This is a genomic window from Psychroserpens sp. SPM9 (assembly GCF_025153525.1).
In the GTDB taxonomy this organism is placed as follows: domain Bacteria; phylum Bacteroidota; class Bacteroidia; order Flavobacteriales; family Flavobacteriaceae; genus Psychroserpens.
This window is the reverse complement of sequence record NZ_JANZNR010000002.1, coordinates 549,983-563,697: the sequence shown is the minus strand read 5'-3', so window position 1 is coordinate 563,697 and position 13,715 is coordinate 549,983. Positions and strand designations below refer to the sequence as shown.

At 34.1% G+C, this 13,715-nt stretch carries 15 protein-coding genes; 3 read left to right on the top strand and 12 right to left on the bottom strand.

Annotated elements, in window-relative coordinates:
• Nucleotides 1-39 precede the first annotated feature (39 nt).
• Nucleotides 40-1,008 carry a tryptophan--tRNA ligase gene (gene trpS / locus N4270_RS06370; RefSeq protein WP_260096101.1) on the top strand — a complete coding sequence of 323 codons (969 nt, stop codon included), beginning with the start codon at nt 40-42 and terminating at the stop codon, nt 1,006-1,008.
• Here trpS and dprA read toward each other — a convergent pair.
• Entirely contained in the window at nt 1,005-2,108 is a 1,104-nt protein-coding gene (dprA, locus tag N4270_RS06365; RefSeq protein ID WP_260096100.1) for a DNA-processing protein DprA, read from the bottom strand. The two genes, trpS and dprA, sit on opposite strands and share 4 nt — an antisense overlap.
• A 101-nt stretch (nt 2,109-2,209) precedes the next feature.
• On the opposite strand from dprA, the gene N4270_RS06360 reads away from it, so the two are divergent.
• Both N4270_RS06360 and N4270_RS06355 read left to right on the top strand, forming a co-directional pair.
• Nucleotides 2,210-3,148 (top strand): SPOR domain-containing protein, encoded by a 939-nt coding sequence (locus tag N4270_RS06360; protein WP_260096099.1) that lies wholly within the window; start codon nt 2,210-2,212, stop codon nt 3,146-3,148.
• Between the two features lie 256 nt (nt 3,149-3,404).
• Nucleotides 3,405-3,917 (top strand): acyl-CoA thioesterase, encoded by a 513-nt coding sequence (locus tag N4270_RS06355; RefSeq protein WP_260096098.1) that lies wholly within the window; start codon nt 3,405-3,407, stop codon nt 3,915-3,917.
• A gap of 21 nt (nt 3,918-3,938) precedes the next feature.
• Here N4270_RS06355 and N4270_RS06350 read toward each other — a convergent pair whose 3' ends face one another.
• The 11 genes from N4270_RS06350 to N4270_RS06300 form a co-directional block, all read right to left on the bottom strand.
• The gene (locus N4270_RS06350; RefSeq protein WP_260096097.1) at nt 3,939-4,556 is read right to left on the bottom strand and encodes a hypothetical protein; all 618 of its coding nucleotides are present in this window, start codon (nt 4,554-4,556) and stop codon (nt 3,939-3,941) included.
• A 274-nt stretch (nt 4,557-4,830) separates the two neighbouring features.
• Complete coding sequence (locus tag N4270_RS06345) at nt 4,831-6,048, bottom strand: murein hydrolase activator EnvC (protein WP_260096096.1); 1,218 nt, start codon at nt 6,046-6,048, stop codon at nt 4,831-4,833.
• A complete protein-coding gene (locus tag N4270_RS06340) occupies nt 6,038-6,820 on the bottom strand; it encodes a DUF4292 domain-containing protein (protein WP_260096095.1) in 783 nt (260 codons plus the stop codon). Before N4270_RS06340 ends, N4270_RS06345 begins: the two co-directional genes overlap by 11 nt.
• A gap of 3 nt (nt 6,821-6,823) precedes the next feature.
• Nucleotides 6,824-8,188: a lipopolysaccharide assembly protein LapB gene (locus N4270_RS06335; protein ID WP_260096094.1), complete on the bottom strand. Its 1,365-nt coding sequence runs from the start codon at nt 8,186-8,188 to the stop codon at nt 6,824-6,826.
• A gap of 72 nt (nt 8,189-8,260) precedes the next feature.
• Nucleotides 8,261-9,280 carry a sugar phosphate nucleotidyltransferase gene (locus N4270_RS06330; RefSeq protein WP_260096093.1) on the bottom strand — a complete coding sequence of 340 codons (1,020 nt, stop codon included), beginning with the start codon at nt 9,278-9,280 and terminating at the stop codon, nt 8,261-8,263.
• Between the two features lie 93 nt (nt 9,281-9,373).
• Complete coding sequence (dut, locus tag N4270_RS06325) at nt 9,374-9,808, bottom strand: dUTP diphosphatase (RefSeq protein ID WP_260096092.1); 435 nt, start codon at nt 9,806-9,808, stop codon at nt 9,374-9,376.
• Between the two features lie 35 nt (nt 9,809-9,843).
• Nucleotides 9,844-11,274, bottom strand: coding sequence for an oligosaccharide flippase family protein (locus tag N4270_RS06320; RefSeq protein WP_260096091.1), 1,431 nt, complete (start codon nt 11,272-11,274; stop codon nt 9,844-9,846).
• 56 nt (nt 11,275-11,330) lie between these two features.
• On the bottom strand, nt 11,331-11,888 hold the full coding sequence (locus N4270_RS06315) for a hypothetical protein (protein WP_260096090.1): 558 nt from the start codon (nt 11,886-11,888) through the stop codon (nt 11,331-11,333).
• A 53-nt stretch (nt 11,889-11,941) separates the two neighbouring features.
• Nucleotides 11,942-12,469 (bottom strand): hypothetical protein, encoded by a 528-nt coding sequence (locus N4270_RS06310; protein WP_260096089.1) that lies wholly within the window; start codon nt 12,467-12,469, stop codon nt 11,942-11,944.
• A gap of 201 nt (nt 12,470-12,670) precedes the next feature.
• A complete protein-coding gene (locus N4270_RS06305; RefSeq protein ID WP_260096088.1) occupies nt 12,671-13,219 on the bottom strand; it encodes a hypothetical protein in 549 nt (182 codons plus the stop codon).
• A gap of 2 nt (nt 13,220-13,221) precedes the next feature.
• A complete protein-coding gene (locus N4270_RS06300; protein ID WP_260096087.1) occupies nt 13,222-13,713 on the bottom strand; it encodes an RNA polymerase sigma factor in 492 nt (163 codons plus the stop codon).
• Between the last annotated feature and the right edge of the window lie 2 nt (nt 13,714-13,715).

Sequence of the window (13,715 nt, the reverse complement as noted above, 5' to 3'; positions counted from 1 at the left end):
AATTAATTAAAAGTAATTCTGCTTTTGCGGAAAGAGAACATGACAAGAATACTTACAGGCATACAAAGCACAGGAACACCACATTTAGGAAATATTTTAGGTGCCATTTTACCAGCAATTAAAATGGCTAACGATTCATCCACAGAATCGTATCTGTTTATTGCTAATATGCATACCTTAACTCAGATAAAGGATGCCGATTTATTACGTCATAATACCTATTCGGTTGCAGCCACCTGGTTAGCTTTTGGTTTAGACATTAACAAAACTGTATTTTACAGACAGAGTGATATTCCGCAAGTGACTGAGTTAGCTTGGTATTTAGATTGCTTTTTCCCGTATCAACGCTTAAAGTTAGCCCATGGTTTTAAGGATAAAGCCGATCGTTTAGATGATGTAAACTCTGGGTTATTTATGTATCCTATGCTGATGGCTGCCGATATTTTATTATATGATGCTCATATTATTCCGGTAGGAAAAGACCAATTACAACACATAGAAATGACGCGTGATGTAGCGACCCGTTTTCATACTAAAATGGGCGAAACCTTTGTTATACCTGAAGGAAAAGTACAAGAAAACACGAAACTCATTCCTGGAACCGATGGTGAAAAAATGAGTAAAAGCCGTAATAATTTTATCAATATTTTTCTTCCTGAGAAAAAACTACGCAAGCAAATCATGTCTATAGAAACCGATAGCACACCACTTGAAGATCCTAAAGACTGGAGCACCTGTAACTGTTTTGCAATTTATAAGTTATTAGCTTCGGAAGCAGAAATTGCAACGATGAAAACCAATTACGAAAATGGTGGTTATGGTTACGGTCATGCGAAGCAAGCCTTATTTGAATTGATACTTGAAACATTTGCAACCCAACGTGAACGTTACAATCACTATATGGAAAATCTCAACGAAATTGATTCTGCATTAGCGGTTGGAGCCGAAAAGGCAACACGTGTCGCTAATGATGTTTTAAAACGTGTTCGCGAGAAAGTTGGTTATTAAATTAACTCAAACAACTTCCCTGGAAGTGGTCGTATCACACCTTTTAATTCCATAGTCAATAAAATACTGGCAACTTTAAAAATTGGCATCTTACAATGGATGGCTATGGTATCTAACAATTGCTTATTGTGAGCCTTCAAATAATTGTAAATTATATTTTCTTCGGAAGTTAATTCAACAAATAATTGCTTTTGAATGACAGGAGTAACTGCATCTTCTGGTTTCCAATTGAGAATGTAGGGCACATCCAACGGATGAGACAATACGTGTGCCTGCTGTGTTTTGATTAAATTATTGCATCCTACACTCTGACTGTCTGTAATACGACCAGGAACCGCAAATACATCACGATGGTAAGAATTTGCGATATCTGCAGTGACTAAGCTTCCGCCTTTTTCGGCAGATTCTATTACAATTGTGGCTTCACTTAAACCTGCTATGATGCGATTTCGTTTTAAAAAATTATTGCGGTCAAAAACAGATGTACTCCAAAAATCGGTTAAAAAACCACCATTTTTTTCAACATCAGCAACATACCTTTTGTGCGTTTTAGGATAGATTTGATTTAATCCATGAGCCAGGCAACCAATGGTTTGTAAGTTGTGTTTAATCGCCCAACGATGTGCTGTGATATCGGTTCCGTAGGCAAAACCAGAAACAATCACAGGATTAAAAGGTGTTAATTCTTCGATGAGCGTTTTACAAAACGATAAGCCATAAGTAGTAATTTTTCGTGTGCCAACAATACTAATAATACGTTGGTTTTTGAGGTTCATCTGACCTGATTGAAATAACAGAATCGGACTATCAATACAATGTTTTAATTTTTCAGGGTAATTATCATCTGTAAAATACAGACAATTGATGTTGTTGGCTTTAATAAATTCTAGTTCCTGTTCCGCAGCTTTCATATGCGCAGATGCAAATAGCCCTTTTATTGTAGTAGCTCCAATACCATCAATTTTAAGAAGATGATGTCGCTTCTCTTTCAAGACAGCTTCTGCCGAACCACAATAACGTATTAGCTTTTTGGCTGTTAGGTCTCCTATTTTTGGTACATGTTGTAAGGCTAATGCATAAATTAAATCCTCTTCTGTCATTTTTATAGTCTATTTTCTATATGCAAGAAACAAAATTAGACTGTTAATAAATAGTTTGGACTTAATTTTATTCGCTTTCAAAAATTTTTAACTTTGTTTTTATGCAATTAGAAACTTACATCAGCGATTTATTATACCGATACGATTGTGTGATTGTTCCTCAGTTTGGAGCATTTTTAACTCATCGTGTTTCGGCAAAAGTACATGACACAACCCATTCATTTTATCCGCCAAAAAAAGTATTGTCTTTTAATGAGCAGTTACAGACAAATGATGGATTATTAGCTAATTATATTGCTGAAATTGAAAAAGTACCGTATCCGGTTGCTGTTGAAAAAATCGCTAAACAAGTCAAAGCGATTAAGTCGTATTTAATTGAAGGAGAGACCATTGCATTACAAAATATTGGTGATTTAATCCTGAATACTGAAGGAAAAGTTAATTTTGAACCGTCGCAGCACATCAATTACTTGACAGATGCTTTTGGTTTATCTCAGTTTACGTCTTCTGAAATTACCAGAGAAGTCTACAAAGAACAGGTCGAAACTATTGAAGAAGCCATTCCTTTAACGATTACTCCTGAAACACGTACAAGCAGACCTTATTTAAGGTATGCGGCTATTGCTTTAATTGCCTTAACCATTGGAGGTTTTGCAGCCTCTAAGTTCTATGGAAATCAAATAGAAAGCCATAATGAAATTGCTCAAGATGAAGCAAATGAGCAGTTGGATGCTCAAATTCAGGAAGCCACTTTTATAATTGATAGTCCGTTACCAGCCGCAACACTTACAGTTGAAAAGCCAAGTGGAAATTACCATATTGTAGCAGGTGCTTTTCGTGTGGAAGCAAATTCTGATAAAAAAGTACAGCAACTAAGAACTCAAGGATTTAAAGCCCGTAAAATTGGTGTGAACCGTTACGGACTTCATGAAGTGGTATATTCTAGTCATACTGATAGAATTGAAGCACTTAAAGCATTACGATCTATCAAACGCACCAATAATCCTGATGCCTGGTTACTGGTAAAAACTGTTGATTAATCCCATTATTGTTACCTTCAAAGTTATATCTTGAGTCTCAAGACCTATCACTAACTAAGCCTGTATAATTTTACCTGCCTAATTAGTGCTTCTATCTTATACTCCAGATTCATTGCAAATGAGGATTGTATTTGTTTTCTAAACTCTGGGAAACTAAAAATCGTAAATCGCTTAATTAAGATTTAAAATCACCTTACCTTTGCACTTTCAAACCGTTTAAGATGTCCGTCTACGCGGAACAAAATTTGATTTTTTTATGGAACCAAGAACTGCATTTCAGTCTAAGACAATCATGACCGATTTGGTACTTCCTAGTGAAACCAATCCTATAAATAATTTATTTGGTGGCGAACTTTTAGCACGTATGGATCGCGCTGCAAGTATTGCTGCTCGTCGTCACAGCCGACGTATTGTAGTCACCGCTTCTGTAAATCACGTTGCTTTTAACCGATCTATACCTTTAGGAAGCGTTGTGACAATAGAGGCTAAAGTTTCTAGAGCCTTTACAAGCTCTATGGAAGTGTTTCTTGATGTTTGGATAGAAGATCGCGAATCTGGTGAATGCATCAAAGCAAATGAAGCCATTTACACTTTTGTTGCTGTTGATGAAACTGGTCGTCCTGTAAAAGTGCCTGAACTTGTTGCTGAAACCAAACTGGAAAAAGAACGTTATGAAGCCGCATTGCGTCGTAAGCAATTAAGTCTGGTTGTTGCAGGTAAAATGAAACCAGGTGATGCTACCGAATTAAAAGCCTTATTTTTTGATTAACCTTTAGAGTTTAATGTTTAGCTACCACTGTAAATTCTGATTGATGGAGATCTCTCTGAGTGTTATCTTATGCTTATCAAACTCCCGTTCGTCAATCATATAAACAATTTTTTTACTCATTATAACTTCATAAAACATCGCTAAAAAATAGTCTTTTTCTTTATTCAAGTTTTCTAAGAAAAAATCGATGGTTATTATTTTATCTTTATGCTTTTCTATAAAGGATAGGTCTTTTCTAAGGGTTTGTGCTTTCTGATCGGTTTCCATAGCATCAAAATCTTGATATTTCTTGAATATAAAACCTGTTTGATTTATGTTTTTAAAACTAAAAGTATAATATCGAATTGTATCATTAATGGTTTTATTTGGATGGATGTAATGAAAAACCCTGTTTCGATCTTTAATCTTAACTGAATCATTTTTCCTTAGAAAAAAATAAAGTGTGTCTGTTTTAGAAAAACGTTTTACTGATGCTTCAGCTAAAATCTTTTTTTTAAGGTGTTCTTCAATGTTATAATAACCCTTAGGTCCAAAAAAGCATGAAATTATTTTCACATCAATTTTGATGATAGAGTCTTTTGTTTGAGCATAGCCTAAACTAGAAGTAAATAAGACCAAAAAAAGCAGAATTGACTTCATAGCTCTTGAATTATTTGTGTAGTGTAAAATTATTCGTTCAACTTCTAAGGTTTAAACCCTTTTACGTCATTCTGAACTGGTTTCAGAATTTCATAACGGAACAGTTTTTCTTGTGAGACCCTGAAACGAGTTCAGGGTAACGCTAGCGAGGCTATCACATTTTGTAAATCCATAAGTTATATTTCAAAATGCTATCACATTTTGTAAATCCATAAGTTATATTTCAAAATGCTATCACATTTTGTAAATCCATAAGTTATATTTCAAAATGCTATCACATTTTGTAAATCCAACCTGCTGGATTTTGAGGTTTGGAGTCTTTAAAAATACCAAAGCCCAGCATGGTTTCACCTTCATTATTGGTAAACACTTCACCAATAGCCTGATTGGTTACTATTTTATCACCTTTTTTTACATAAACCTTTGATAAATTTCTATAGGCTGTAATATAGTTACCATGTTGCACCAAAACTGTTGGATTCGAATATTTTTGTCCGGCAACCGCCAGAACTTCACCATTAAAAACAGCTCGTACTCTGGCATTTTTTTCAGTAGCAATTCTAACACCGTTACTGTTAATCTTAACCGTAGGATCAATAGGTGATTGTTGTGTGCCATAGCGTACTTTTACAACGCCGCGTTCAACAGGCCAAGGAAGCTTTCCTTTATTTGAGGCAAAATTTCTACCTGTTAGTTTTTCTTCAGGTGTTAAGGCAAAGCCTTTTGAAGTGGATGATTTTCCTGCTTTTTTATTTGATGCTGCAATAGCTTCTTTAATTAACCTATCGATTTCTTTATCAATAGCGTCAATTTCCTGTTGTTTCTTTTTAATCTTAGAAGCATAAGCACTTTGATCTTTTCGAATAGAAGCCATTAACTTTTCCTGTTCTTTGACTTCTTTCTCTAGCTCTATTTTAGCGATTCGGTTTTCGGCAACAAGTTTATCTTTGTCTTCCTTTTGACGTAATAAGTCGGTATTTAACTCTTGTAATTTTTGCGTCTTAGCTTTGATTAAATCGCCTTGTTCTTTTTGATAATTAGCATATTGCTTAATATATTGCAATCGTTTGTAAGCCTGTTTAAAATCATTGGAAGACAATAGAAACATGACTCTACTTTGCTCCGATTTGCTTTTATACGATTTGACAAGCATTTCAGAATATTGCTTTTTAAGCGTTGTTAGCTGATCTCTTAAACTGGAAATTTCATTCTGATTAGCATTGATCTCTCGAGTCAATAAATTGGCTTGGTCGTTTGTTACTTTAATTAAATTTCGCCTAACATTAACTTTATAATTAAGATCTTCAATAAGCGATACAACCGATTTTTCTTCTTTTTTATTGGTAAAAAGTAACGCGTTTAATTGCTGAAGTTCTTTTTGATATTTAACACGTTTTGCCTCTAAAGCTTTTTGCTTATCGCTTTGTGCTTCCGAAGAAAAACTATTCAGGAGTAAAAACAGACACAGAATGTAAGTGATTTTATTTCGCATTGTCTAGGATTATTTCGTCAAAACCTGAAGGGATTCTAAAAGGAAACCTCACGTCTTCATTAATGGAAACCGATTTATACTCTAATACGACATTTAATTCTTCACTATCTTCGACAGCAATAATTTTAATGTTTTGTGGTAAAATCTCTTTGTCGACATCTTGATATCCCAGATAGTCAATCTGTAAAAAACGCATTTTTGAAGGTTGCAATAATTGCTGAGAGTCCATTTTAAAGTGTGACGGATTAAACAATAAGAACAACTCTAATAAAAGGTCTTGATTTTTAGGTTGTAAAATATAGGAATTCTCACTGGTTGAAATGGCATAATCGGAATCTCGTAAAGCATAAAGCGGCTCTCCAATTAATAAACTCTGAACCTTATCATAATTTAACTCAATGCCTAAAAGATCACTTAACAGTTGATAATTTCCATCAAAATATTGGTTGTTGATTTTATCATAAAACTGAACTCGGTCTGGAGTAATCATAGCTCTTGCGAGTCCTAAAGTCGCACTAATCCAAATGGTTTTGTCTTTTTCCATGCGGAGGTTGACGGTGTAAGAAGACTCTTTTAAATCTTCTATAACATCAATTTTAACTTTAGCCTGCAGCGTTTTAAACTTAGCGTCTTGCTTTTTATTTTCTCTAATAAGTTGCTTTACCGTTAGTTTAGAATCCACCTGACCAGAAGCGACAACACTTCTTGCCGATTTACAGGAATTGGCAAATACTAAAAACAAACAAACTAAACTGCATTTTATGATCTTCATATATTATTGTTCTTTCAATAAGGCTTCTGCCTTTTTAGCAAACGCTTCAGATTGGCTAATATTATTGGTTTGTTTGTAAGCCTCGCTTAGTTGTTTGTAGAAATCGGCTTCCATATTAGGGTTTTCGATAACATAATCCAAGCCTATTTCTAAGCTTTCAATGGCTTTTTCTGGCTGTTTTAATTTATTGTTGGCCACGCCGTTAATAAGGTACAAAATAGGTTGTGCTGGAAAAATATCTAAAGCTTCCTTACTTTTTTGAGCTGCTTGCGCATCTTTGTTTAAATCGATTTGAAGCAGCAATACATCCCTAATAATCTTAAACTCATTAGGTTCTTGTTTTAAGGCATCTTGATAATATCCTAAGGCTTTTTCTTTATCATTCGACTTCAGATAGTAATCGCCTAGTTCTAGTAAGGTTTTAACGCTTTTGTCTTCGCTAACCAAGGCTGTAATTTCTACTAAATCGGATTCGTACTGCGGATTTTGCCCCACAAACTTGACAAAATCATTAAGCACTTTTGTTTTAGCTTCGGGTTTTATCATAGGACTGGTTAAAACAACTTTCATGGATTGGATCGCATTATCGGTATCGTTTTCATCCAGATAAAACTTATAAAGTGCTAAATGTACCAGCTGAGATTCTGGATTTTGTTCGAGTAAGCGTTTGGCAGCATCAAATGCTTTTTGGGTTTCCCCAGTTTCGCTATATCTATAAATAAGTCTGAGGTAAGTCGATTCATCTTCAGGGTTACTTTTAACACGAGCTTCGAGGTTTTCTATACGGTCTTCATGATTCCCTGTGATGTTATAAATTTGATTTCGTAAATAATCTCGATCTTCACTATAACCGAGTTGTTCATCCATTTCATCAAGCAGCTTTAAGGCATCTTTATATTTTTCAACACGGATGTAGAGTGAGGCTAAATCTTGTTTGTAATCGGGATGAAACTTCACAAGTTGTTTGACGGTTTTAAGTGCTTTGTCCATTTCATTTTGCTGAATATAGACATCGTACAATTCGTCTAAGTACCATTCGTTATCTGGCGCTTTAGAAACGGCTTTTTTTAGCGCATCTTCAGCAGCACCAAAATTTTTAAGTGCCTTATAATTTTTCCCAAGCTCGAAATATAATACCGGATCGTCATCTTTAAGGTCAATGCACTTTAGCAAGGCATCGGCAGATTTCTGGTAATTTTCAATTCCTTTCTGTTTCAGCGCTTCAAAAAAGTACTCTTGAAACTTATCTTCTACATTCCCTAAATCATCATCCGGACGCTTGTTAAAATCAACTTGCGCCAATGTATTCAGCGGAAATAAAAATATTCCGAGACATAGAAGTAGGATGTAGTGTTTCGTTTTCATCATTATTTAAAATTCAAAGAAATCTTTAAAATACATCAAAGATGCTTCGCTAGGCTCTGAAAGCTATTTCAACAATTATTCCAAAACTGAATAATCGCCAATGCTTATGGCTTTAAAATCGCCATTGTATGACACATGATTACCAATCATAGCTTGGTCTAAAATAGCATTTTTAATACTAGTATGGTTTTGTATTAAGCTATTTTTAACGCTAGAATTGTCTATTACACAATTGTTTCCAATAGAAACATTAGGTCCAATGGTTGAATTATTAAGGGTCACACCCTCTCCAATATAACAAGGCTCAATAATAGTACTGCTGTTCTTTTTTATGGACTTAGCAATCATTTGCTCTTCGCCATCAGTAGATAAAAAGCCTAACATTTTAGCATTCGTTTCTAGGGTAACAGCTTTGTTTCCGCAGTCCATCCACTCATCAACAGTTCCCGTTTTAAAAATTTTGCCATCGGCCATCATTCGTTTTATACCATCATTAATCTGGTACTCTCCTCCATTCATAACGTTTTCATCAAGGACTTCTTGTAGCTTATCTTTTAAAACTTCAACATCTTTAAAATAATAAATCCCAATAACAGCCTGATCACTCACAAAAGTTTCTGGCTTTTCTACCAATTCAACAATCTCATCTTTAGCATTCAGTTTTACAACACCATAAGCTTCAGGGTTTGCTACTCTTTTGGTCCAAATAACGCTATCGGCATCTGGATCTAAATCAAACTCTGCACGAATTAGAGTATCGGCATAAGCAATTACGGCAGGACCAGATAATGAAGGTTTAGCACACATAATCGCGTGACCCGTTCCTAGAGGTTGGTCTTGACGATAAATTGATGGTTTTGCACCTAAACTGGTTGCCAAGTGTTTTAAGCTTTCAACAACATCATCTCCAAACCAAGCCGGATCGCCCAGAACGAAAGCAATTTCATCAATAGGTTGCTTTAAAACCTTTGCAATATCTTTGACTAAACGATGTACAATAGGTTGCCCCGCAACTGGAATTAGTGGTTTTGGGACTGTTAAACTATGTGGACGCAATCGAGAACCTCGACCAGCCATGGGTACAATTATTTTCATTGGAAAATTTATTTTTCATTCCCTCGAAGGAGGGAATCTTATTATTTAATAATTATTTTATTTGAGATTCTTCACTTCGTTATTAATAACATTCTAAGAAACGCCAGTACTTCCAAAACCTCCAGCGCCTCGATCTGTTTCAGACAATGATTCTACCTGCTCCCATTCGGCGCGTTCATGTTTTGCAATGACCAATTGGGCGATGCGCTCACCGTTATTAATGGTAAAATCTTCGTTAGACAAATTTACTAAAATCACACCTATTTCACCTCTGTAATCGGCATCGATAGTTCCTGGTGCATTGAGCACTGTAATTCCTTTTTTTGCTGCCAAACCACTACGCGGTCTCACTTGTGCTTCTATACCTACTGGTAATTCTATAAATAAACCTGTGCCAACAATACTACGCTCCAGAGGTTTTAAGATTCTAGGTTCAGACAAGTTAGCTCTTAAGTCCATTCCTGCTGACGCTATAGTTTCATAATGCGGTAAGTCGTGATTGGATGTGTTAATGATTTTAATTTGCATATGTTTAGATTCTTAGCTGTATAGTGAATAACTGATTAATTTCGGTTTAATAACATTTTGACTTCTTTTCGCTCTAAATACATAACTAAAGCTATAAAGATCAACAAAAATACAGTTCCTAATAACATATTTCTATCGAAATGATAATAAGTTATAAAACTTAATCCTGCACTTAAAAGTAAGTATATTGAAATTCTAGAAATATGGTAAGGCACAGGGTAATATCGCCTTCCTAACAGATACGAAATAAGCATCATTAATCCGTAAGCAATTAAAGTCGCATAAGCACAAGCCATAAACCCTATTTTCGGAATAAAAATAAGGTTAAAAGCAATGGTAATTGCGGCTCCAATTAAAGAAATATACATACCAAAGCGTGTTCTATCGGTTAATTTATACCAAATAGAGAGGTTATGGTAAATCCCTAAACAAAGGTTGGCAAGTAATACAATTGGAACAATATCAAGCGCTAATAAATAACTTTCTTTTTTAATAAAAATAGGACGAAGCAAATCAATATAAACAACGACGATCATCAAACCAAGACTCCCTACAATCGTAAAATATTTTAAAATGGAGGCATAGGTTTGAGTTGCATTTTCTTTATCAGAATGGTTAAAGAAAAACGGCTCAGCTCCCATTCTAAACGCTTGAATAAAGAGTGTCATAAAAACAGCTAATTTATAACAGGCACTGTAGGCGCCATTGACAAACTCGCCTTCCATCTCTGGCAAAAGCCATTTGTCTAAATTTTCGTTAATCACAAAGGCTAATCCGGCAACCATAATGGGCCATCCGTAGTTTAGTAATTGTTTTAGAATAGTGATATCAAATTTTAATTTGGCCTTGAAAAAATATGGCAGAACCAACACTAAAACAACCGCACTAGCTATAAGATTAGCAATAAATATATACTCCACATTATTAGCAACACTGAATAAATTTCTGATGCTATCAGAACCATAAGTCGTCGATAATAAAAGTATGTTTAAAACCACGATGATTAGAACGTTTATCAATTTGATAGCCGCAAATTTTACGGGTCTTCCTGTGACTCTCAAATAAGCAAACGGAATCACTATTAGAGTGTCTAATAACGTTATTCCGACCAGTAAGTTATAAAAATCGGTATTGATTCTTAAGGTTTCAGAAATAGGAACTCTAAATAAAAAAAGTAGTATTCCGAAGCACAATGTACTCAGCACAATGGTGATCATTGCTGTAGATAAAACGGTATTTTTATCTTTATTTTTACTGAAAAACCTAAAGAAAGAGGTTTCCATTCCGTAGGTTAAAATGACATTAAAAAAAGCTGCAACGACGTAAAATTCGGTGTTTTCAGAATAGCCTTCATTTGGAAGTACATCTGTATGTAATCGTACTAATAGAAAGTTGATGAGTCTCGGCAAGACTATAGCCAAGCCATAAATTATTGTATCTTTAAAAAAAGTCTTAAGTACGCTCAAGTGTTTTTATTTATTCTGCTAAAAGTACGTTTTTAGCAAACGTGAACCAAAGAATGTTATTGCTTGTTTGGTGGAGCGCCAGGATAGTTGACAGACATTTTTTCAATGATATTAGAAATTTTATAATACAGCGTTTTATGGCCCTTTTTGTAAGAAACAATACATTCGTCATGATTTAAATCGAATGGAATTGGCTTTGTCTTAACAGGCATTTGATTGACGTATTCTTCCTTAGCATCATGACTTAAGATGATGTCTTTTTTTTGATTTGTTTCTGTTTTAAAACGACCAATTAATACTGTGTCTTGATTAGGGTTAGCCTCTAACTTTGTGGCCTTTCCTCTAAAATAAACACTGTCAAAACGGGTAGACGTATTTGTTACCGGAATAAAGATATTTAAACCCGAACCTCCTTCTTTTATGCCAGCGGTCCATTTTTGGTAGTACACTTCTCCAAATTCGACAGGTGCATTTTGCTGTAATTTTTGAGCTGAAGTACATTGTAAAAAACTCGTTATAAAAACAAGCATTAGTAGAATAGACGATAGTTGTTTAATGACTTTCATAGCTATTAATTGAATATTATAAATATAAGATTTCAAAATTAATGCCATAAAAAAAGTCTTGCTATAGAAACAAGACTTAAAGTTATTAATTCTAGAATTTTTTAATCCTCATCATCATCAAGAGTTGCCATTCCTGATGAAGCACTCTTTAAGTATAAAGATGGAGGTCCATTTTCATAGTAGGTTCCAGCGACTTCATTAAGCTGAGTAATTTTATAGTATTTAGTGACTCCATTTTCAATATAACTAATTACACATTCGTAATCTTGAAGCATAAACGGATAATCGGCAGGGCGTTCTGATTTTTTAAAGGTATAGCCTTTTGTAGTGTTTTGAAGTGTGGCGATATACTTTTCGCCTTTTTCTTGTAATTTCCCTTTTAAGTTTCTAAAGTAAATGCTGTCTATGGTAACATTTTGATCTACATTAGTTAATGGAAGAAATACATTTAAGCCAGTCGTACCTATTTTAATACCTGCATACCATTCTTGAAAAGCAACTGGTTTAATATTAAATGGTGTGTCTTGTTCAAATTGTGTGGCGACTACTTTTGAGCTCGCACATTGAAAGGTCGTTGCAATGACTGTTACAAAAAGTATAGCAAAAGTCATTTTTTTGAATAATTTCATGTCAATTGAGGTTAAGATTTGGGAGGGCAATATATATAAAAAAAAGCTAACCAGTCGATTAAAAGTATATTTTATCGACGAAATACACATCAATTAAGCGATTTTTTAATTCATACAGCCTCCTAAATTTAAATACAACTTTAATTAAAAGCTGATTGCCAAATATTTATAGAGGCTTATTAAATTTAAGTTAGCGTATTTTTAAATCTGTAGCCCTTTTAAGATTGAAAGTTCGTTTTTGATTTGATTTCTAATAAAAATCACCATTACAATTAAAACGATTACTGCCGAGCAAACGATATATGTATAAAAGCCTTCGGAAAGTTCCCTTTTAAAAGTTGGCAGTAATAATATAAAGCCGAAGCTATAGAGAATGATAATGATAGGTGTTGTTACATAATGAGTTCGTATTCTACTTTTATAATAAGAAATTATTGTGGTACGAAAAACCGATGAATTTTCGGTAACATCAATAGCTCTCAATTTTTTAATGCTAAAGTATTCAACAAATATTCTTACTAGTAATGAACTCATCATCAACAATAAAGCAAAGGTAACTATTGTATCATTGAAGGCTTCAACATAGAAAAAAAAGCCTATTAATATTAGTATCGTAGTCCATAAAACCCAGTTAGTTATAGCCTGTTTTTTACTAAGGCCTTTCATTTTATCAACTATCAATTTTGAACCTTGTTCGGGTGTATTTGGTTGTGGTTGGTTTTCCCATTGGGACTTTAAATCTTCAAACATTGTCATTTTTTAACGCATTTAGTTAATTCACTTTTAATTCTATGGATTCTTACTCTAATAGTATCGTGAGATAAGCCCATGATTTCTGCTATTTCTTTTTGTGGTAGTTCTTCTAATTCTAACAAAATAATAGTTCTATTTTCGCTATTTAATTGGCTTATACATACATAAAGTTGCTTGAGTTTTGCTTCATTATCATTAGAAATATCATCCTTAAATTTTTCTAGTTGATTGCCTTGTGCGGTTAATCTAATTGTTCTCTTTTTCCTTAATTCTAATAGACATGTATTTACTGCAATTCTGTAAATCCATGTTGATATACTCGATTGGTTTCTAAACGATTCTAAATTTTCCCATACTTTAATAAAAACATCCTGAGTTAGGTCATTTGAAAGCATCGTATCGCCATTGGTATATCCTAAACACAAACGCATCACTCTAGAATAATTAGCATCATAGACCGTTTTAAATTGGTGCTCTAAGGGTTTTTTCATTT

Coding starts and splice junctions, on each gene's coding strand:
- N4270_RS06355 (WP_260096098.1), top strand. CDS start 3,405: ATGGAACCAAGAACTGCATTTCAGTCTAAGACAATCATGACCGATTTG.
- N4270_RS06350 (WP_260096097.1), bottom strand. CDS start 4,556: ATGAAGTCAATTCTGCTTTTTTTGGTCTTATTTACTTCTAGTTTAGGC.
- N4270_RS06310 (WP_260096089.1), bottom strand. CDS start 12,469: ATGAAATTATTCAAAAAAATGACTTTTGCTATACTTTTTGTAACAGTC.
- N4270_RS06360 (WP_260096099.1), top strand. CDS start 2,210: ATGCAATTAGAAACTTACATCAGCGATTTATTATACCGATACGATTGT.
- N4270_RS06330 (WP_260096093.1), bottom strand. CDS start 9,280: ATGAAAATAATTGTACCCATGGCTGGTCGAGGTTCTCGATTGCGTCCA.
- N4270_RS06340 (WP_260096095.1), bottom strand. CDS start 6,820: ATGAAGATCATAAAATGCAGTTTAGTTTGTTTGTTTTTAGTATTTGCC.
- trpS (WP_260096101.1), top strand. CDS start 40: ATGACAAGAATACTTACAGGCATACAAAGCACAGGAACACCACATTTA.
- N4270_RS06335 (WP_260096094.1), bottom strand. CDS start 8,188: ATGATGAAAACGAAACACTACATCCTACTTCTATGTCTCGGAATATTT.
- N4270_RS06315 (WP_260096090.1), bottom strand. CDS start 11,888: ATGGCATTAATTTTGAAATCTTATATTTATAATATTCAATTAATAGCT.
- N4270_RS06345 (WP_260096096.1), bottom strand. CDS start 6,048: ATGCGAAATAAAATCACTTACATTCTGTGTCTGTTTTTACTCCTGAAT.
- dut (WP_260096092.1), bottom strand. CDS start 9,808: ATGCAAATTAAAATCATTAACACATCCAATCACGACTTACCGCATTAT.
- dprA (WP_260096100.1), bottom strand. CDS start 2,108: ATGACAGAAGAGGATTTAATTTATGCATTAGCCTTACAACATGTACCA.
- N4270_RS06305 (WP_260096088.1), bottom strand. CDS start 13,219: ATGTTTGAAGATTTAAAGTCCCAATGGGAAAACCAACCACAACCAAAT.
- N4270_RS06300 (WP_260096087.1), bottom strand. CDS start 13,713: ATGAAAAAACCCTTAGAGCACCAATTTAAAACGGTCTATGATGCTAAT.